Origin of the sequence: Enterococcus sp. FDAARGOS_375 (genome assembly GCF_002393265.1) — a bacterium.
Taxonomy (GTDB): Bacteria; Bacillota; Bacilli; order Lactobacillales; family Enterococcaceae; genus Enterococcus_D; species Enterococcus_D innesii.
Window position 1 is genome coordinate 2,943,173 of the sequence record NZ_CP023515.1, and the last position, 19,328, is coordinate 2,962,500.

The 19,328-nt window shown below is 39.9% G+C and carries 18 protein-coding genes, 1 rRNA gene and 1 pseudogene (1 of these 20 cut by a window edge); 17 read left to right on the top strand and 3 right to left on the bottom strand.

The genetic code is table 11. The features are described 5' to 3' along the window. Nucleotides 1-37: 37 nt before the first annotated feature. Nucleotides 38-742: a histidine phosphatase family protein gene (locus CO692_RS15350; protein WP_077453728.1), complete on the bottom strand. Its 705-nt coding sequence runs from the start codon at nucleotides 740-742 to the stop codon at nucleotides 38-40. Nucleotides 743-775: 33 nt separating this feature from the next. Continuing rightward, complete coding sequence (locus CO692_RS15355) at nucleotides 776-1,396, bottom strand: MBL fold metallo-hydrolase (RefSeq protein WP_077453727.1); 621 nt, start codon at nucleotides 1,394-1,396, stop codon at nucleotides 776-778. 98 nt (nucleotides 1,397-1,494) lie between these two features. On the opposite strand from CO692_RS15355, the gene CO692_RS15360 reads away from it, so the two are divergent. The 3 genes from CO692_RS15360 (at nucleotide 1,495) to CO692_RS15370 (ending at nucleotide 5,466) form a co-directional block, all read left to right on the top strand. Continuing rightward, nucleotides 1,495-1,908: a GNAT family N-acetyltransferase gene (locus tag CO692_RS15360; RefSeq protein ID WP_096742630.1), complete on the top strand. Its 414-nt coding sequence runs from the start codon at nucleotides 1,495-1,497 to the stop codon at nucleotides 1,906-1,908. Between the two features lie 279 nt (nucleotides 1,909-2,187). Further along, on the top strand, nucleotides 2,188-2,724 hold the full coding sequence (locus tag CO692_RS15365; protein ID WP_077453725.1) for a hypothetical protein: 537 nt from the start codon (nucleotides 2,188-2,190) through the stop codon (nucleotides 2,722-2,724). A gap of 255 nt (nucleotides 2,725-2,979) precedes the next feature. Beyond that, a complete protein-coding gene (locus CO692_RS15370) occupies nucleotides 2,980-5,466 on the top strand; it encodes an ATP-dependent DNA helicase (protein WP_096742631.1) in 2,487 nt (828 codons plus the stop codon). A 91-nt stretch (nucleotides 5,467-5,557) separates the two neighbouring features. Here the strand turns inward: CO692_RS15370 and CO692_RS15375 are convergent, their stop codons facing one another. After that, entirely contained in the window at nucleotides 5,558-6,049 is a 492-nt protein-coding gene (locus CO692_RS15375) for a YajQ family cyclic di-GMP-binding protein (RefSeq protein WP_005230187.1), read from the bottom strand. Nucleotides 6,050-6,202: 153 nt separating this feature from the next. On the opposite strand from CO692_RS15375, the gene CO692_RS15380 reads away from it, so the two are divergent. The 14 genes and pseudogenes from CO692_RS15380 to CO692_RS15445 form a co-directional block, all read left to right on the top strand. Continuing rightward, entirely contained in the window at nucleotides 6,203-7,138 is a 936-nt protein-coding gene (locus CO692_RS15380) for a YitT family protein (protein WP_096742632.1), read from the top strand. Between the two features lie 74 nt (nucleotides 7,139-7,212). After that, on the top strand, nucleotides 7,213-7,542 hold the full coding sequence (locus CO692_RS15385) for a metal-sulfur cluster assembly factor (RefSeq protein ID WP_096742633.1): 330 nt from the start codon (nucleotides 7,213-7,215) through the stop codon (nucleotides 7,540-7,542). A gap of 756 nt (nucleotides 7,543-8,298) precedes the next feature. Further along, nucleotides 8,299-8,616, top strand: a complete 318-nt coding sequence (locus CO692_RS15390; RefSeq protein WP_015509816.1) for a DUF2500 domain-containing protein — start codon at nucleotides 8,299-8,301, stop codon at nucleotides 8,614-8,616. 537 nt (nucleotides 8,617-9,153) lie between these two features. Beyond that, nucleotides 9,154-10,227, top strand: coding sequence for an alcohol dehydrogenase catalytic domain-containing protein (locus CO692_RS15395; protein ID WP_226818349.1), 1,074 nt, complete (start codon nucleotides 9,154-9,156; stop codon nucleotides 10,225-10,227). Between the two features lie 24 nt (nucleotides 10,228-10,251). Further along, nucleotides 10,252-10,554, top strand: a complete 303-nt coding sequence (locus CO692_RS15400; protein WP_005236235.1) for a PTS sugar transporter subunit IIB — start codon at nucleotides 10,252-10,254, stop codon at nucleotides 10,552-10,554. Nucleotides 10,555-10,556: 2 nt separating this feature from the next. Then, nucleotides 10,557-11,813 carry a PTS transporter subunit IIC gene (locus CO692_RS15405; RefSeq protein WP_096742635.1) on the top strand — a complete coding sequence of 419 codons (1,257 nt, stop codon included), beginning with the start codon at nucleotides 10,557-10,559 and terminating at the stop codon, nucleotides 11,811-11,813. A gap of 62 nt (nucleotides 11,814-11,875) precedes the next feature. Continuing rightward, a pseudogene (locus CO692_RS15410) lies at nucleotides 11,876-12,316 on the top strand (PTS sugar transporter subunit IIA). Between the two features lie 335 nt (nucleotides 12,317-12,651). Next, entirely contained in the window at nucleotides 12,652-14,250 is a 1,599-nt protein-coding gene (locus CO692_RS15415) for a PTS sugar transporter subunit IIA (RefSeq protein ID WP_226818185.1), read from the top strand. Beyond that, nucleotides 14,216-14,875 (top strand): class II aldolase/adducin family protein, encoded by a 660-nt coding sequence (locus tag CO692_RS15420; protein WP_096742637.1) that lies wholly within the window; start codon nucleotides 14,216-14,218, stop codon nucleotides 14,873-14,875. The genes CO692_RS15415 and CO692_RS15420 overlap by 35 nt, the downstream gene beginning before the upstream one ends. A gap of 17 nt (nucleotides 14,876-14,892) precedes the next feature. Beyond that, complete coding sequence (locus CO692_RS15425; RefSeq protein WP_096742638.1) at nucleotides 14,893-15,933, top strand: galactitol-1-phosphate 5-dehydrogenase; 1,041 nt, start codon at nucleotides 14,893-14,895, stop codon at nucleotides 15,931-15,933. Between the two features lie 206 nt (nucleotides 15,934-16,139). Continuing rightward, nucleotides 16,140-17,078: a dihydroorotate oxidase gene (locus CO692_RS15430; protein WP_096742639.1), complete on the top strand. Its 939-nt coding sequence runs from the start codon at nucleotides 16,140-16,142 to the stop codon at nucleotides 17,076-17,078. A 56-nt stretch (nucleotides 17,079-17,134) separates the two neighbouring features. Next, the gene (locus CO692_RS15435) at nucleotides 17,135-17,656 is read left to right on the top strand and encodes a GNAT family N-acetyltransferase (protein WP_077453722.1); all 522 of its coding nucleotides are present in this window, start codon (nucleotides 17,135-17,137) and stop codon (nucleotides 17,654-17,656) included. Between the two features lie 138 nt (nucleotides 17,657-17,794). Continuing rightward, nucleotides 17,795-17,980 (top strand): hypothetical protein, encoded by a 186-nt coding sequence (locus CO692_RS15440; protein ID WP_005236216.1) that lies wholly within the window; start codon nucleotides 17,795-17,797, stop codon nucleotides 17,978-17,980. 543 nt (nucleotides 17,981-18,523) lie between these two features. Further along, a 16S ribosomal RNA gene (locus CO692_RS15445) occupies nucleotides 18,524-19,328 on the top strand; it runs 755 nt beyond the window's last position.

A 19,328-nucleotide genomic window follows, 5' to 3' on the forward strand; every position in this document is an offset into this window, starting at 1 on the left:
TTATTAAAGAAATTGATTTGTTGTTCAACGTTCTTCTTTAGGATAAAAGCTCTTGAGAGAGCGCTAAGCCTTTTTTGATGTATTCTGTGTTACCAACTTCGGCGATGGTAAAGCTGCCATCTTCGTAGATCAGTCGAGTGACCGAACCATTTTCAATATCCATACGAACATTGTTCTCATCATTGATCAAATGCAAAAGAAAAGCGATCGTTAAGCCATGAGAAACAACTAACGCATTCCCGCCGCCTTTTTTCTCAACGCGATAGGCGATATCTTCAAAACCGGTTTTCACACGTTCGGTCAAAACGTCGAAGGTTTCTGCCCAGTTGGCTGTATCGGCGTGGTAGATCGCATTGGCGATCGCCTCAAACGAGACATGATTGGCAATCATCTCATCGTAATCAGGAAAATCAAGGATTCTTGGTAGAACGCCCCACATCTCTGCATCGTAGGCCCCTTCAAGGGAGCCAAAGCACCATTCACGAATCCGTTTGTCGATATGGTAAGGGATTTCCGGTCCGCGGACATGTTCACCTAAGATCAAACGCATAGTCTCAATCGCTCGGCCGCTGTCACTGGATACTGCTTCCACAAAATCCACATCCCGTAATCCAAGTCCTAAATAGTGGATGCCTTGTTCACCGGTTCGAGTTAATGGTGTGTCACACCAGCCTTGCACCCGCTGCAATGTGTTGAACATTGTTTTCCCGTGACGCACGACATACAATTCCGTTTTTGCCATAACTAGTTATTCCTCCTTTAATTCGTCATATGTTTATGCGTTAAAAAACGGATTGGTCCGTTTCTCAATCTCGATCGTTGTTGGTTCCCCGTGGCCAGGATAGACCGCCATTTGATTCGGTAATACAAAGAGTTGCGTTTGGATGCTGGTCAGCAATTGTTCCAAATTTCCGGTTGGCAGGTCTGTCCGCCCAATGCTGCCTTTGAATAAGGCGTCTCCGGAAACGACAAACTTGTCAAAAATAAAACTGACGCTGCCGATAGAATGACCCGGCGTTGCAACCACCTTAAAGGACATACCAGCTATCTCATACTCTTTCAGTTCAAGCTCAATTTCTGCTGGACGTGCGGTGATGGGACCTAATTCAGGATGGCGTCCAGAAAGATTTTTCATAGGATCACTCAGCCACTCTTGCTCGAGCGGACTCACGTAAACGGGGATCTGATAATAATCCCGCAAATGGTCAACTGCGCCAATATGGTCATAATGAGTGTGGGTCAATAAAATCGCTGCTGGTTTTGCGCCGGTTTTTTCGATCTCAGCGATCAATCTCGCTGCTTCTGCTCCAGGATCAACAATCAACAAAAAATCTTCTTTCCAAATAAGGTAACAATTTTCTTGAACGGGCCCTGTCACTAAACCAATGATTTTCATGCTAAAACCTCCTAGGATCACAAATGCTTGTGTCTGACTATAAGTATAGCTTAAAGTATTAGAGGAAACAAAGAAAGGTTTTTAGGAGTGAAAAATTAATGATAAAAACGATAAATGTAGAAGACAATCGTCAGGCAGTCTGTCAATGGCTCAATCATTCATCTAAAAAAACAGAGGCAGTGAGTGCCTTTTCCAATCAAGAACAGCTCTCTTTGGCTTTTTTTGACAATCAGGATCAACTCGGTGGATTGATTGGGAAACGTACAGGCAATACGATCCATATTCAATTATTGGCAGTCAATCCAGACCATCAAAATCAAGGAATAGGGAAACAATTGATTCAAGCCCTCTTTGATTATGGGAAAAAAGCAGGATGTCGTTCTGTGACAGTCACCACCCAAGACTACCAAGCGCCGCATTTCTATCAAGCAGCAGGCTTCGAAACATTTGGTGTGCTTTCTGATACACCAGTGCTTGGTACAGATAAACTTTATTTTGTGAAGATGCTGTGACAGATCCTTCTGAGGTAAGTGGTCAGATAAAAAATAGTTTGATGAGAGAAAAGCTTAGAATTATTGTGGGAATTCGAAAATTTTTCTAAGAAACCGCACTAGCAAAAAACTGCTGTTATACTAATTAAAATAAGAAAGCGTGTGATTCGTTTGAAACTGGTTTAGTTTTTGACGGAACTATGAACATTCTTCGTGACCAACTACGAGGAAAATGTGTCATCTCTATCTTGCGTTAGTTTTGATTGGTATACATCAACTTTTTTGTAAGAAGGTGTTTTTATGAAAAAATCGCTGCAATTTTTGTTGACTCTATGCTTCGCCGCATTCGTTTTAGCGAGCTGTGGCCAGGAGGAGTTAGCCATCGACGATTCAAAAGAAGTTTCTGAAACCGTTACTTCCGCCTCGAAAGCGGTTGAAAATGGCGGCCTTGATTTAATGCTGATCCAAGATGAGAGTGTCATCTTTCCGCAAAGCCAAGGGGTTTATGATTTTCATGAAAATGAATTGACGATCGTTAAGCAGTATTTGCCGATGGCGGATTTAGAAGATAGTTCTGCCAGCGCCAGCGATGTTACCCTGTATGAAGGCCAAATCGAAAGTGATTTTCAGCGACATTTTTCCCATTCAGAGGTTCAGCTGTCGAATGATCCCTATCAAATCTATGAGATCACCTACCAAGATGCATCCTACACGGTTGAAGGGAAGCATTTGACGATCAAAGCAGATGGACGGACCTTTGAGTTCACCTTAGATTTAGACAATCAACAAGCTTATGACCAAAATGGTGTCAGTTATGATATTCAGGTGGATCAATAATTTTCCTTAAAAAATATTCCTGCTTTACTTGCTTAGGTGAGTAGAGTAGGTTTTTTTATAAACTTTCGACAAACCCATTTTCTGGAAGTGGGAATGGTGTTGATTATTTGATGAGTAGGCATTTTGCCACAAGTGTTTTTTTTAGGGATAAAACCTGTTTGGAGAAAATACCATTCGCAGAGGACGAAAAGCTGTTTCTGTTCGCTTTTCCAAAAGCAAACTATCCGCTATAATGGCAAACAAGAAGGTGAACACGTGTATAAAGGAAAAGTTGCGGTTAGAAAAATCGTAGAATTTATTTTGCGCCGAGGCGATATTGATAGCCGCAAAGTCAGTAATCATACCGCGCAAGAAGGCGCCCGGATCCATCGTCAACTACAAAAAGAGGCCGGGGATGGGTATCAAAAAGAAGTCTTCTTCAAACGAGAAAGCCAAATTGAGAAAGATGCCATCACTGTCGAAGGACGTGCCGATGGTCTCTTTTTTGATGCTTCCGTTGATTCTTGGGTGATTGATGAGATCAAAACTTCAGAACCAGCTTTCGAAGATATTCCTGATGATCAAATCGATTTGTTTTTTGCCCAGGGAATGGTTTATGCTTATTTATTTTTACTACAAGAAAATGAACAAGCAGCGCTTAGTGAGAGTGAAGATCAGGAGATAAAAGAAGCCGCTTCTGCTGATCAAGAAAAAGCGAAGAAGCCCATCGATCGGATCGCCGTACAATTGACTTATTATCAAACGACTGAAAAGCAGATTACTCGTACGAGAAGAACGTTTCAGTTTTCAGAACTGGCAGTTTTTTATAAAGACTTACTTCAGGAGTATCATAAGTGGCTAGTCTTTCAAGAGAATTGGCGTCGTGTCCGAAATACATCTTTGCAGCTGCTGTCTTTTCCTTTTGAAACCTTTCGTAAAGGGCAGCGAGAACTAGCAGCGGCGGCGTATAAAACACTAAAAAATAGCAAGCGACTTTTTGCGGAAGCGCCCACTGGAACTGGAAAAACCATGTCAACATTGTTTCCCGCATTAAAAGTTCTCGGGGAAGAAGGAGCTGATCGGGTCTTCTATCTGACGGCGAAGACGATCACCAGACAAGTGGCTGAAGATGCATTGAGCAAGTTAGCAGACAATGGTAGTGAAACTAAGAGTGTCACGATCACTGCCAAAGACAAAATTTGCTTTTTGGATGAACGAAATTGTACGCCTGAGCATTGTCCTTATGCACAAGGCTATTACAATCGAATCAACGAAGCTTTGTGGGATCTGTTGCATCACGAAAACCAAATAACCCGAGAAGTGATCGAGACTTATGGAATGAAACATACGGTTTGTCCCTTCGAGCTTTCACTGGATGTCAGTGTCTTTTGCGATGTCATTATAGGTGATTATAATTATTTGTTTGATCCAACCGTTTATTTACGGAGATTTTTTGAAGAGCCAGAAGAAGAGTATCTTTTTTTAGTGGATGAAGCCCATAACTTAGTTAACCGTTCAAAAGAAATGTATTCCGCAACAATCTCGCGACAGCCATTTAAGGAATTAAAGAAGAAGCTGCCGAAAGATCAACAGAAGTTAAAACGCGCACTAAACAAAGTTGATAAAGAATTTGTGGCTATAGCCCAATTAGCAAAAGAGGAAGGATGGGAGTACCATCATCAAGCGGCTCCTCATGAAACAATGGTCAACCAGCTTTACAAATTAGCTGAATTGATGAAGGAATGGTTGCCGGCAAATCCTGAGCATGAATTGCAAGAAGAAGTGTTGCAAGTGTATTTTGAAGCTAACCATTATTTGAAAATCAGTGAATTTTATGATGATCACTACGAAACGACGGTGGAGATCGAACGCTATGATATCAAACTAAGGCAATTTTGCATCGAACCAGCGCCGTTTCTCGAATCTGTGTTAGATAAGGGCAAGGCCAGTCTTTTGTTTTCTGCAAGTTTTACCCCCTTATCTTATTATCAGGAGGTCCTAGGTGGTGGTGATGAAGCATTGCGCTATCGCTTGCCAAGTCCTTTTGATCCGAAAAATCAAGGAATTTTTATTGCGGACTATATCCAAACGACGTATCGCCAACGTGAAGCCAGCATTCCTGCGATCGTTGATGCGATCCAGCAAATGACGGCAGCGAAAGCGGGAAACTATATGGTCTTTTTCCCCTCTTATCGCTACTTGGATGATGTGGCGGCAGCATTTTCTCAACAGGCGCCAGAGGTAGAGGTCTTGATTCAGGGGACAGCTATGAACGAAGCAGAGCGCGAGGCGTTTCTTGCGCAGTTTCAATCTTTTGACCAGCAACAATCATCCTTGCTGGAAAGAAGTCAAGATGAACCAAAGAGTCAACCAAAAACATTGGTGGCCTTTTGTGTCCTTGGAGGAATTTTTTCTGAAGGGATCGACCTAAAAGGCGATCGCTTGATCGGTGCCGCAGTGGTAGGTGTCGGACTGCCGCAAATCAATCACGAACAAGAATTGATTCGGGAATATTACGATGAAAAAAAGGCAGCTGGCTTTGCGTATGCCTATCAGCTGCCAGGGATGAATAAAGTCCTGCAAGCAGCCGGTCGAGTGATCCGGGATGTCAGCGATCGTGGCGTGGTGTTATTGCTGGATCAACGTTTTCGGACATCGCGTTACCAAGAACTTTTCCCACTGCATTGGCAGCATGCCTTAAACATTCGTCGGCCGCAAGAGTTATCAAAGGCATTGACTCATTTCTGGCAAGAAAAAAACTAGAAGCAGAGCTTTCAGGAGAGGTTGTGCAAAATCAGCAGATAAAGCTGATTTTGCCTAACCAACACGTTAGACTCTGTTCTAGTTTTTTTGATTAGCGATAATTTGTAAACTGTAAATCGATCGTTAAAGGCAGTTTACGCAATAATTGGATCACCTCTTGCAGATCGTCACGACTTTTGCCGGTTACCCGGATTTGATTGTCTTGAATTTGGGTTTTAACTTTTAGCTTGGCGTTTTTGATCGCTGTGGTTATTTTTTTGGCGTTTTCTTTATCGATGCCATTGATCAATTCTGCCGTTTGACGAGCTTTTGCCCCCAAGGCATGCTCCGTTTCGCCAAATTGAATATTTTTCGTTGGTACATTCCGTTTGATCAGCTTCGCAAAGAGCACATCTTTGATTTGCTCCAGCTTAAATTCGTCATCCCCAACAATCGTCAATTTGCCCTCAGTCATCTTGATTTCTACCGTGGAGCCTTTAAAATCAAATCGGTTTTTCAATTCTTTTTCCGCCTGTTGAATGGCGTTTTTCACTTCTTCTGTGTTGATCTCAGATACGACATCAAAACTTGCTTCTTTTGCCAAAATCAATCACTCCTCTCATCTCTTACCTATGATTTTAACATGGAGGCGAACGATGCGGGAATGAAAAGTAAATTTTTGCAAATAATTGTTTCATTTTTTCACACAAACTGCTATTCTTTGGAAGGAGATTTTTAGTGAAGGAGCTAGATCATTGTGAGTAAGTTATTAACGAAGCACGAGCAATCAGAACGATTGAAAAAAGTAGGGGTTATTTTGCTGTCAGGTATCACCGCAGCCATTGCTTTAAATTTCTTTTTGATTCCCGCAAACGTTCTTTCTGCTGGGATGAACGGGGTCGCCCAATTGATCGTGGCACTTGCCTTGGAACATTTTGGCGTTCACCTTAGTACAGGGCTGTTTATTTTCCTCTTAAACTTGCCTATCTTTGTTCTCGGGTTCATCAAACTCGGGAAATCATCGACACTATTGAGCTTTATCAATGTCGTTGTCGTTTCTGTCTTAACGATGATCCTTCCGCAAGGAGCGATCACTGACAATATTTTGGTTAACGCTTTGCTCGGTGGCGTACTGTTAGGCGTCGGCGTTGCGTTTTCACTGAAAATGGGTTTTACCACCGGCGGAATGGATATCCTTTCGTTGATATTATCAAAAACGACTGGAAAAACGGTCGGTAAATATATGTTTATTTTAAACGGCATCATTGTCATGGTCTCAGGTTTCGTCTTTTCTTGGGAAAGTGCCTTGTACACGATCATTTCGATTTTCGCAATGAGCTACGTGGTGGACATGCTGCACACAAGTCATCAAAAGGTAACGGCGATGATTATTACGACCAATGCGGAAGCTGTTGGGAAAAATATTTCTAAGCATGTGTTTCGCGGCATGACTTTGTTCCCCTCAGTCGGAGGCTATTCAGGCGTACCGGGCAATATGATCATGATGGTCGTGACCCGCTACGAGATCTACGATTTAGAACAAGCCGTTTTAGAAGCAGACGGCAATGCGTTTATTAACTTTGTGCCGACCCAATCGATAACAGGTCGTTTTGCGACAGATGATGAACAACGGACCTTTAAAACGACAGGGGTCTTCCCAGAACTGAAAATACACAAGAAAAGCCGTCCATAATCAAGGATCGTCCATTTACAAATCTTGCAAAAGAAGGTATTATTTGAAACAAGAATTAAAGGAGGTCTTCAACCGTGGCATATACTGAAGTAGAAGCAGAAGCAATCAAAGAGCGTGTCTTGGCTGCCTTGGAAACCGTGATTGACCCTGAGTTGGGGATTGATATAGTGAATCTAGGCTTAGTTTATGAAGTCGAATTTGATGCAGAAACAGGCAATACCGTAATCAAAATGACCTTAACAACAATGGGCTGTCCCTTAGCCGACGTATTGACTGAATCGATACACGAAGCACTAAGCGATATTCCAGAAGTCAAAAATACAGAGGTGAAATTAGTCTGGTATCCCGCTTGGACGACCGATAAAATGAGTCGTTACGCACGGATTGCTTTGGGGATTCGTTAAGGATTTTCAATCATAGAAAGTTGTTTCATATTTGTTAACTAGATGGAACAAGCTGTTTTCTTAGGTGGTGGACAGTTGGCAAAATGAGGATATAAACACAGAACTCTTTTATTAACTTTGAAAAAGTTGGTAGAAGAGTTTTTTTATAGAATACTTTCTTAAATAAACAGTTACTTGGTGAAAAAGTTATGCTTTTTTACTAAAAGCATTAAAGAAAATCATATATTTTTAAACCTGAAAGTTCAAAGTATTTTCCATTCATATGACAACTCAAAATGAGTTAGTATTTAACTTTGCCGAAATAGTAATACTTTCTATAAACCTTCGATCATTTTGACAAAAAGAGAGCACAGATTAAATTCTTATTCATCCACATTGATAACCTTAAGGTGCATCCCAGAAAAGATGTCTAAATAAACGTTACTGAATTTAGTCAGAGACTTTGGGATACGATGAATTTTCCTTAAGGAGTCAATGTAGAATGAAGAAGGATGATTCTAGGAATGCTTTTTCAAAGGTCATGTGATTTCATCCTATCAACTGACTCTTGGTTAACAAATATACAAATGTGTTCTATGCAACCATACATATAGGAAAACGATAGCCAAACTACAGTTTCGGTCAATCATTTAGCGAGTTACATATTTTTATTGGAGATTCGAGATTAATTAATTGTATTAACGTATAATTATAGTTAAGTTGTAAAAATGATTTGGTTGATTCCCTTGATCATAAAAACAAAAAGGAGTGTGTTTTGTGGATTTTCTATTTACTTTATTTGCTTTTATTTTCGTCGCAGTTATCTTATATCATATTGTCGAATTCTTAAAGGATCAATCTACGCCAGAAGTGGCAGTACTTGCCACGCTAGTAGACAAACGAATGACTAGTAGCACGAATATTGCTGCAAACGGCTTTACGAATCAATCCATTACCTATTATCTTTTATTTGAAATCGCAAGTGGCGAAAGATTAGAATTTAAAGTAGGGTATGGAAAATACAAATTATACGTCATCGGAGATACTGGAGTGTTGAGGTATCAAAGAAAAAGGTTTAATTCACTTGATAGGTAAAAAATTTGTATGTATATAGTATGTGTTTATTCGTTTTCAATTTAAAAAAAGTTGAAAAGTCAATTAAAAAACTCCTATTCAAGTGTCTTATCATTTGAAATGATTTGAATTGTACGCTTTCGATGGAAAACGCAAGTATCATCGAGTAACACTTGAGAATTTCTCCTTACTGAGGTCGCATATTGAAACCAAGACCGAGGAAAGTTTCCTACGAGGAACGGCTCAATTTAGTTCATTCATCCGTTCGAATGGAAGAAGTGATGAGCTACCTATAGTTTTAAATACTCATAAATAGAATAGTTTGCTTCACCAAAACCTCTTGGCTCATTGCTAAGAGGCTTTTTTGTTTTTACCTGGCTTCAAAATAGTTCCAAGAAGGAAAAATTGTTCTTGGTTTTTCACAAACATTTTCTCATTCAAGTAACAAATATAGAACTTGAAATGCAAAAAGTGTTACTTGTGAGGTACATCCGACGCACCTTACAATGAACATGTAAAATAAGAAAGAATGAATGGAGTTGAACGTTTGTGAAAAAAATGAAGGCTGCGTTGATGTATGGACCAGGAGATATTCGCTATGAACAAGTAGAGCGACCCTGCTGTCCAGAGGGAGGTTTTCTATTGAAGGTTAAGGCAGTTGGTCTGTGCGGCTCTGATATTCTCAATTTGCTGACCGATTCAAAAGCGGGGCGCTACCCTCATATTTATGGACACGAAATCGTTGGTGAGATCGTCGAAATTGATGAAAATGTGACGAAGTATCAAAGAGGGCAGATGGTTTATGTATACCCTATGGCTCATTGCCTACGTTGCGAAAATTGTCGTAATGGGAAGCACGAATGTTGTACGGAAGCTGAAAGTTATACCGATCTTCAAGGTGGTTTTGCAGAGTATATAGCATATAGTGCAACAAGAGTAGAACGAGGAGCGATTTTTGAAGTGCCAGAAGGACGAGAGCCTATCGCGGCAACATTAGCTGAACCCTTATCCTCCACTTATGCATGCATGGATAATATTCAGGTTTCGTTAGGCGATTCGGTCGTCATTATTGGTGCAGGTCCAATTGGGGTCTTTTTAGCGATTCTAGCAAGGATTCGCGGAGCAAGCAAGGTAATCGTGATTGATAAAAATGCTGACAGACTAGCTCTTATGGAAGCGTTTAATGTAGATCATAGGATCGATTCTTCCAAAGAAGATCCTGTAGAAAAGGTGAAAGAGTATACGAATGGACATGGCGCACATAAAGTGATTTCAGCTAATCCATCAATAGAAGCACAGCAACAAAGTATTTTTATGGCTAGAAAATGTGGAATTGTCGTCTTTTTTGGTGGTGTAGCAAAGAATCAATTAACGCCTATAGATACGAATGCAGTTCATTATAACAATCTCTGGATTTATGGTCATTATGGTGCAAATAGTATTCAAGTCGAAAAATCTTTCCATTTATCCTTATCTGATCAGTTTCCTGCTGAAAAAATTATTTCTCATGTTTTGCCTTTAGCTGACATCAATCAGGCCATCGAATTGACGAGAGAAGGGAAGGCGTTAAAAGTCGTTTTACTACCAGAAGAAGAGTATAAAATTCATTCTTTATTGAAATCTCAAAAATAGAGTAAGGAAAGGAGGAGAAAGAAAATGAATAAAAAAATTGAGATCTATATTGCTTGTGGTAGTGGGATCGCCACGTCAACGGTTGTTCAAGAGAAAGTCAAACAAATCTTAGCTCAGAGCAACATTCAGGCTTCCATCACCAAAGGGAATATTAATCAAATTCCCTCAAAAGCAGAAACTGTGGATTTAATCTTGGTGACTACTCGATATGTCAAGCCAGTAAAAGTACCGATTCTTCCTGTTTTCAGTTTGATATCGGGAATCAACGAAGAGCAGACCGCGCAGAAAATCGTTGAAGAGTGCCATCGAATTATAAAAGGGGGATAAAAATGGAAGCTGTATTATCAGTTATTCAAAACATCATGGATATGGGGGCATCGGTTATGCTACCCTTTGTCATTTTTATTTTAAGCTGTGTCTTTAGGATGAAAATTGGCAAAGCACTTAAAACTGGGCTTTTAGTCGGCATCGGCTTTCAAGGGTTGGGGCTTGTTGTAGGACTCCTGGGTACTTCCTTGCAACCAGCCATCGATTATTATCAGGAAATGGGATCAGGATATACCACGATGGATGTTGGCTGGGCTGCTGTGGGAGCGGCTTCGTGGTCAGTACCTTTTGCAGCGATTGCTATTTTGATGATCGTGGGATTAAATGTATTGTTTATTCTTTTGAAATGGACAACGGTCATGAATGTCGACATTTGGAACTATATTCATTTTTTGATTCCTGGAGCATTAGCGTATGCCTTGTTTGATAGTTTTTGGCTAGGTTTGACTGTTACGGTTGGCTTATCAATTGTCACTTTATTCGTGGCTCAGTGGTTTTCTCCAAGATGGGAGGCGTATTACGGACTGGAAGGCACGACTTGTACGACATTTTCATTTATTACTTTCGCTTATCCTTTTGGACTATTAGTAAATAAATTGATTGATCTGATTCCTGGTCTTAACAAAATCGATATCAGTTTGGAAAAAGTCGAAAGTAAAATTGGTTTTTTTGGAGATCCAGCAGTTATCGGTTTGTTGGTCGGAACTTTTCTAGGCGTATTGACACGCCAAGAATTTACGGTAGCGATTTCTATGGGGGTTGGAGTTTCAGCAGTACTAGTACTGATACCCAAAATGGTTTCTGTTATGATGGAAGGCTTGACTGCGATCGGGGAAGCTGCCAAAGAATTTATGAAGAAACATATTGGCGAAGGGAAAAAATTATATATCGGCATGGACATTGCTCTTGGTCTTGGAGATCCGACAGCGATCACAACGACAGTGATTCTGATTCCGATAGCAATATTCTTAGCATTTATTATCCCTGGTATGCATTATTTTCCAGTTGGTGTTTTAACAGTAATCGTATATATGATTCCACTACTAGCATTAGCATCAAATGGCAATCTTTTTCGAACGCTTGTCACTGGCTTTTTCTTCTTAGTTATCGTTCTAATTGGAACAAACATCTTTGCACCTGAAGCAACCGAAATGATGAATGCGACCGGTGTACCTGTGGAAGGGGTTGTGACAGATAGTTTCTGGGGCTACAATTTAGCAAATATTATAATCAGCTTATTTCATCGAATCGTTGGGTAATTGACCAAATGAATAAACGAATTGTTGACAAAATAAATGGCTTAGTGGGAGAGAAATAGTGTATGAAATTTAAAGCAATCGAATTGAATGAGCGCTCCAATATAGAAGTGATTAAACAATGCGGACTTGAACTGCTTAACGAAGGGCTCGTTGGGAATAGTTTTATCGAGTCTTGTATCGAACGCGAACATCATTTTCCTACTGGTCTGCCAGTTGACCCGCCAGTTGCGATTCCGCATACCTTTGATCTCTCTGTGAAAGAATCTTCTGTCTGTTACGCAAGACTATAAAAGCCTGTGACTTTTAAACAGATGGATACGCAAGTAGATGACTTAGCAGTCGAACATGTATTTTGCATGGCACTAAAAGATGAGCATACCTATATTGAATTTCTTCAAAAATTGATTTTAAGCATCCAATCTCGAAATTTTATTGTTCAATTAAGCAAGTGTGAACCTGAAAAACTTGTTGATTTTCTAAGAGAGAATTTGTCTATTCATTAAGGAGGAGTGCTGTGAGGAAAATTACTGCTGAAATCATCTATCTCCTACTATATAACAAAATAACGAAAATTAGATTGGAGCAACTTTATAAAAACTTGAATCTCTCGCCAAAGAAATTCACGAGTGAAATCAAAGTCTTGAACTCGTTTCTAAATACTCACGATATGCCGCAAGTGAAAAATGAAAGCGGATACTTACAGGTTCCTGATGAACTTGATTTGTCAGAAGCTTATCAGCTTGTTTTAGAATTGTCCCCTTACGACTATTCCTTGAATCCTGATGAAAGACGCACATTACTTCTGATCAATTTATTGATAACAGAAGATGTTCTTACGATGGATCATTTTGCTGATTTGTTTTACGTCAGTCGATTAACAATCATCCGCGATATCAATACGTTGAAAAAACAAGAAGTGATCATGAGTAAATATATCGAAACGCTTAGGGGCGAAGGGGTTATCCTTAAGATGAATCAATCGGAGAAAAGAGAGTATTTGTTTACATTGTTTTTAGAAAATATAGACGCAAAAGGATACATCAATTATGTCGGGATGCAAATCCTTCGGTCATTTGACGGGTCAATGGAATATTTAGACTTTCTGGGATTCATTTTTAACGAGTTAAAGTATGCAGAAAAGTATCAGCAGTTTGATCTTTTCGTCTATATTTTTATCGTTATCAATATGCCCCGCAAAGAACAAGGTGAATCTCCCAAATTTGTCGTTATGTCGGAAAACCTGAGCATACTCATCGATCAAATTGAAAAAAGATTTGATCGAACGATCTCTTTCGAAGACAAACAGGCAATAGCAGAATTTTGTCATTTGAAAAAGCGAAAAAATGTGAAGGATGCTGAATTGTATAATTTGGTCATCTATTTTCTGAATAAAATTGATGAAGATTTAGGGACGACTCTAAAGTACGAATTTGACTTAATTTCTGATCTATACAATCACTTACAAATTATTGAAGAAGAGAACATTATTTTGGATATTGAAAATATCGGTCTTTTGCGGCATCAGTTTATGGATATTATCGTAGCTGTAAGGGCTAATAGTGGTGTCATTGAAAACTACCTGTCCCGATCCTTCAATGAATCATTTATTACTACGATCGCTATTCATATCGCAACTGCCTTAACCCGACAAGAATATAAGATGAGCAAAATCGATATCTGGATCGTGTGTGAAAATTTATCGATAGCGAAAATGATTGCTATGAAAATAAGTCGATACAAGCAGTTCAAAATTATGAATGTGCTAACACTTGCTACTTATCGTAAGATGTGCTTCCGTCAAAAAGCCAATCGTTTAATCTTAACTGCTGATCCTTTGCCTTTTTTGGAAGAGGATGTTTTAAGGATAACACCTTTTGTGACTCAAGAAGATATCCAAAAAATAGTAAAGACGGTTGACCGTTTGTTTACGATTAATGAAGAAGAGACTGAAGAAAAATTTGATCAATTTGTCCAACAACCACAAAGAAAATTGCATGATTACTTGTTAAATTCGCATGTTATCAGAATCGACCAAAAATGTTCTTGGGAGCATTCTTTACGCTTAGCAGGGAAAGTGTTGACACAAAACGAGTGTATTGAGCAGAGCTATGTAGAAGAAGTCGTTGAAAATGTGAAACAAAATGGACCTTATATCGTAATAAGCGAAGGTGTTGCTTTAGCTCATGCGAACAATCGGGGAAATGTCCACCGTAGCACGATTAGCCTCTTGACGAATAAACAAAAAATCTCTTACGGATCTGAGGATTATTTTCAAGTGACTTATGTTTTCTTCGTCGCTCTTGTAAGAAGTGAAGAATATTTAGAAATTGTTGAAGATATCATGTTTCTTGGGAAATATGGATTGATTGAAAAATATTTACGTTTTAGACAGGAGGAAGCCGATGGATTATTTAGAAGAAAGGAAATTCATATGTAAGATTGCCAAATCTTTATTTGACAGGAAGCTAACGGATGCTGCTGGTGGCAATATCTCTATAAAAGTTTCAGAAGATCATTTCTTGATGACACCTACTTTGGCATCTGTTCAGTATCTTTGGGAATTAGAGGCAGCGCAAATTCTTTTGGTAGATAAGAAACTATCCCTCATCGAAGGTACTGGTCGCTTGACCAGGGAAATCAATATGCATATGAGTTTTTATCACTCAGATCCACGGATCAAAGCAGTGATTCATGCTCATCCATTAAATTTGATGGTTTACAGTTGTATAGGGACTGATATGCCCATCGTCTGTGAAAACCTTCGTTTCGGACCGGATGCGATCCGTTGTTTGGATTATGCACCTGCAACAACTGAAAAGTTAGCACACTTGGTTGGTGACTACTCTCAAAACATGGTGACAAATGAAGCAAAACTACCTTATGGAATGTTGTTGCGAGAACATGGGGTAATTGTTGGAGCCACTAATTTGGATTTTGCAAATGATTATCTGGAAAGACTAGAAACAAATGCTTATGTGCATTTACATTCGCAAGTACTTCTCCATCAGGGCTATGAATATTATACTGACAAAACAAACGTTACCTATGAATCCCATGAATGAAGATTGGAGGAGAGTAGATGAGGGCTGGTTTCTTAATTGGACTGTATGAATTTGAGATTCGAGAAATGGATGTTCCACAATGCCATCAGAATGAAGTGATTGTAAAAGTAGAAGCTTCAGGAATCTGTGGGTCAGATATCCACAAAATGAGTAAAGGCTGGAAATACCAGTTACCCATGATCATGGGGCACGAGATGGCTGGGACTATTGTAAAAGTTGGTCGTTCTGTTCATCATTTAAAAAAAGACGATCGGGTCGCTGTTGTCCCGTTTATTCCTTGTCGTAACTGTGCATACTGTGCTATCGGGAAGTATCAATTATGTACGGACTATATCATGATGGGATCGCAACGGTTTGGGGGATTTGCAGAGTACGTATCCGTGCCAGCGAGCAATATCGTGAAAATAGGGACTAAGTTGTCTTTTGAAGAAGCGGCCATGATTGAGCCTCTTGCTGTCTCAGCGCATGGTGTTTATGGAATCGAACCTAAAGTGGGCGATGTCGTTGCAGTTTTTGGGTTAGGAACGATTGGATTGCTGACGATCCAATGGTTAAAAATTGCGGGTGTGAAAAAGATCATTGGTATTGATATTCAATCAGAGAAACTGGAACAAGCAATAGATTTAGGTGTCACCGATACGATTAATCCTAGTCTTCAAGATCTTGAAACAGAGATCTCCCGAATAACGGATGGTTTAGGCGTGGATATTGCAATGGAATGTGCAGGTACTAAAATAACCGAAGAACAATGTCTCTTAGTGACAAAAAAAGGCGGGAAAATTGGATTTCAAGGGATCGCTTATTCTGATGTTTTGATTAGACAACGAGCATTTGAAAAAATCTTTCGCAGTGAATTAACCATTAAGGGTTTTTGGAATAGTTATTCTGCACCTTTCCCAGGTAAAGAATGGTTTGATTCAATCACCTTTTTAGAAAGCGGACGCTTGAGTGTCAGTCATATGATTTCCCATCGCTTTCCATTAGAGGATCTTCAAAGAGCATTTGATTTAGCGGTAAATAGAAGTGAAAGCTTTAATAAAATCATGATCATGCTCTAAAAAAACATTTGAGTACAATATAAACAGATTGTTTTCAAAACCATATTTATTCAGTAAGTTTTAACAAGCTGTATGGATATGGTTTTTTTGATTTGCTACTCTGATTACAGAGGTTGCTCCTTCTAAAACCTGTCCCACTCAAAGACATCGTTGCATTTTCAGAAATGAAACGGTAAACTAGTTGAAAAGATTGGAGGAATGAATCAATGTTAGCTACGAATTTTGGGAAATTTACATATAAAAATCCGTTTATGAACGCCTCGGGAGTCCATTGTATGACGATCGAGGAATTAGATGAATTAGCAGCGTCAGCAGCTGGGTCATTTGTCACGAAGAGTGCAACACTAGAAGCGCGTGCCGGAAATCCAGAACCACGTTATACCGATTTACCGTTAGGAAGCATCAATTCGATGGGATTACCAAATCTAGGGGTGGACTACTACTTAGACTATGCCATCAAAAAACAGCAGGAAATGACCCAGCAAGCGCCCTTCTTTTTCTCTGTCGCTGGTATGAGCGTGGCTGAAAATATTGAGTTATTGAAGAAAATCCAAGAAAGTGATTTTGAAGGAATCACTGAGTTAAATCTTTCTTGTCCAAACGTGCCAGGAAAACCCCAAGTTGCCTATGATTTTCCTTTGACCGATCAAATTCTGGAAACAGTCTTTGGTTTTTTCACAAAACCTTTAGGTGTCAAATTGCCGCCATACTTTGATTTGGCTCACTTTGATGAGATGGCTAAGATATTAAACAAGTATCCGTTAACCTACATCAATTCAATCAACAGTATTGGGAATGCTTTATTCATCGATCCTGCTACTGACTCGGTAGTCATCAAACCAAAAGATGGGTTTGGTGGTCTAGGAGGCGAATATGTGAAACCGACGGCATTAGCCAATGTGCGGGCTTTCTATACACGCCTCAAGCCAGAAATCAAAATTATTGGTACTGGTGGGATTCGTAATGGTCAAGATGCGTATGAGCATTTATTGTGTGGCGCCTCTATGTTGCAGATCGGCACAGAGTTGCAAAAAGAAGGGCCGGCGATTTTTGAACGATTGACGAAAGAATTAGCAGCGATCATGAAAGAAAAAGGCTATCAATCAATCAGTGAGTTTCATGGGAAATTAAAAACGATTGATTAAGAACGATTTTGAATGCTTTACTGTTCGCTTCTTTTTATAGAAGAAAGGAGTTTTTAATGGAGAAGTTTCGTAAAACAACGGAGGAAGATCTGGTTGAGTTGATGGTGCTTTTTGAAGAAGGCATTGCTTTCTTAAAAGCACAAGGATCTCCGCAATGGCAAGATGGGTACGGTCCTAAAGAAAATCAAATCAAAGCAGATATTGCCAACGGTGAAAGCTATGTGTTGGTGAAAGATGGAAAAATCGCAGCGTCTGCCGCGTTGGTTTCTGGTGATGATCCTGTCTACAATGCAATTACCGGCGCAGGGTGGGAAGGAAACGGTCCATATCTATCCATCCATCGCGTCGTTGTCAGTTCTCATTTTAAAGGGCAAAAGTTAAGCGCCAAATTGCTGCAAGCTCTTGAAGTGGTTGCATTAGAGCAAGGAATCGTTGATTTACGTATCGATACGTATAAAGCCAATATTGGTATGCAAAAGAATATCCAAGCAGCTGGCTATCAATACAAAGGAGAGGTAACATTCCCTTTTCCGAACGGAGAGCGATTGGCTTTTCAAAAACGTTTGACCGCAAGCTAAACATTCTATTCCGTGAGTGTCACTTGGCAGAATTAATGGAATAGTTGTGTCAAAGTGAATTTTTGGTATGAAAATGCGGATAATGGTTGTCAGAATCCTTTCGGCTTGCTAAGATAAGCACGTAAAGGACGGTGCCAAATGAAGAAAAGAATCAAAAAGAAAAAAGCTTATAAAAAATATATCCATGATATTTTTGCGGGTTATGAAGAAATGCTTGAGAATCCAGCGATCAATGAGAAGAAGTTTTCTTATCTGAAAGAAGAAACAACCTTAAAACGAGACGATCAAAATCAGATCCGTTTTCGTACGATCGATATTGATTAAACTACCTATTTTGGGTAGTTTTTTTGTTTATCTCGACTTAGTTGAAAATATTTCAGAAAAAAGCTTGCTCTTTCATTCTTAGAATGATAAAGTATTCAACGTTGGCAATTGAGCCAGCGGGTCAAAAAAGCTTTTGAAAAAACTTCAAAAAAGACTTGACCAAAAATGAAACAGATGATATTATAACGAAGTCGCAATTTTAAAATAGTTAATCGAGGTTGATACACCAACAAAATTAATTGAAAAAAGTTGTTGACAAATAACAAATCATTTGTTATTCTAATAAAGTCGCTGAGACAGCCGCTACGAAGTTGAAAAACAACGAGCGAAAAAAACTTTTAAAAAAAGAGTTGACAATCGAACGTCACTCTGATATGATATAAAAGTTGCTAACACAGCACGGTAGACCTTTGAAAACTGAACAAAGCAAGCAAACGAACCAATGTGTAGGACGTTTCAATTTATTGAAACAAATACATGCAAGCAATAGCTAGCAAAGTTAATTTTTATGAGCTTAATGACCATCTGGTCATTCAAACAAATCATTATGAGAGTTTGATCCTGGCTCAGGACGAACGCTGGCGGCGTGCCTAATACATGCAAGTCGAACGCTTTTTCTTTCACCGGAGCTTGCTCCACCGAAAGAAAAAGAGTGGCGGACGGGTGAGTAACACGTGGGTAACCTGCCCATCAGAAGGGGATAACACTTGGAAACAGGTGCTAATACCGTATAACACTATTTTCCGCATGGAAGAAAGTTGAAAGGCGCTTTTGCGTCACTGATGGATGGACCCGCGGTGCATTAGCTAGTTGGTGAGGTAACGGCTCACCAAGGCAACGATGCATAGCCGACCTGAGAGGGTGATCGGCCACACTGGGACTGAGACACGGCCCAGACTCCTACGGGAGGCAGCAGTAGGGAATCTTCGGCAATGGACGAAAGTCTGACCGAGCAACGCCGCGTGAGTGAAGAAGGTTTTCGGATCGTAAAACTCTGTTGTTAGAGAAGAACAAGGATGAGAGTAAAATGTTCATCCCTTGACGGTATCTAACCAGAAAGCCACGGCTAACTACGTGCCAGCAGCCGCGGTAATACGTAGGTGGCAAGCGTTGTCCGGATTTATTGGGCGTAAAGCGAGCGCAGGCGGTTTCTTAAGTCTGATGTGAAAGCCCCCGGCTCAACCGGGGAGGGTCATTGGAAACTGGGAGACTTGAGTGCAGAAGAGGAGAGTGGAATTCCATGTGTAGCGGTGAAATGCGTAGATATATGGAGGAACACCAGTGGCGAAGGCGGCTCTCTGGTCTGTAACTGACGCTGAGGCTCGAAAGCGTGGGGAGCGAACAGGAT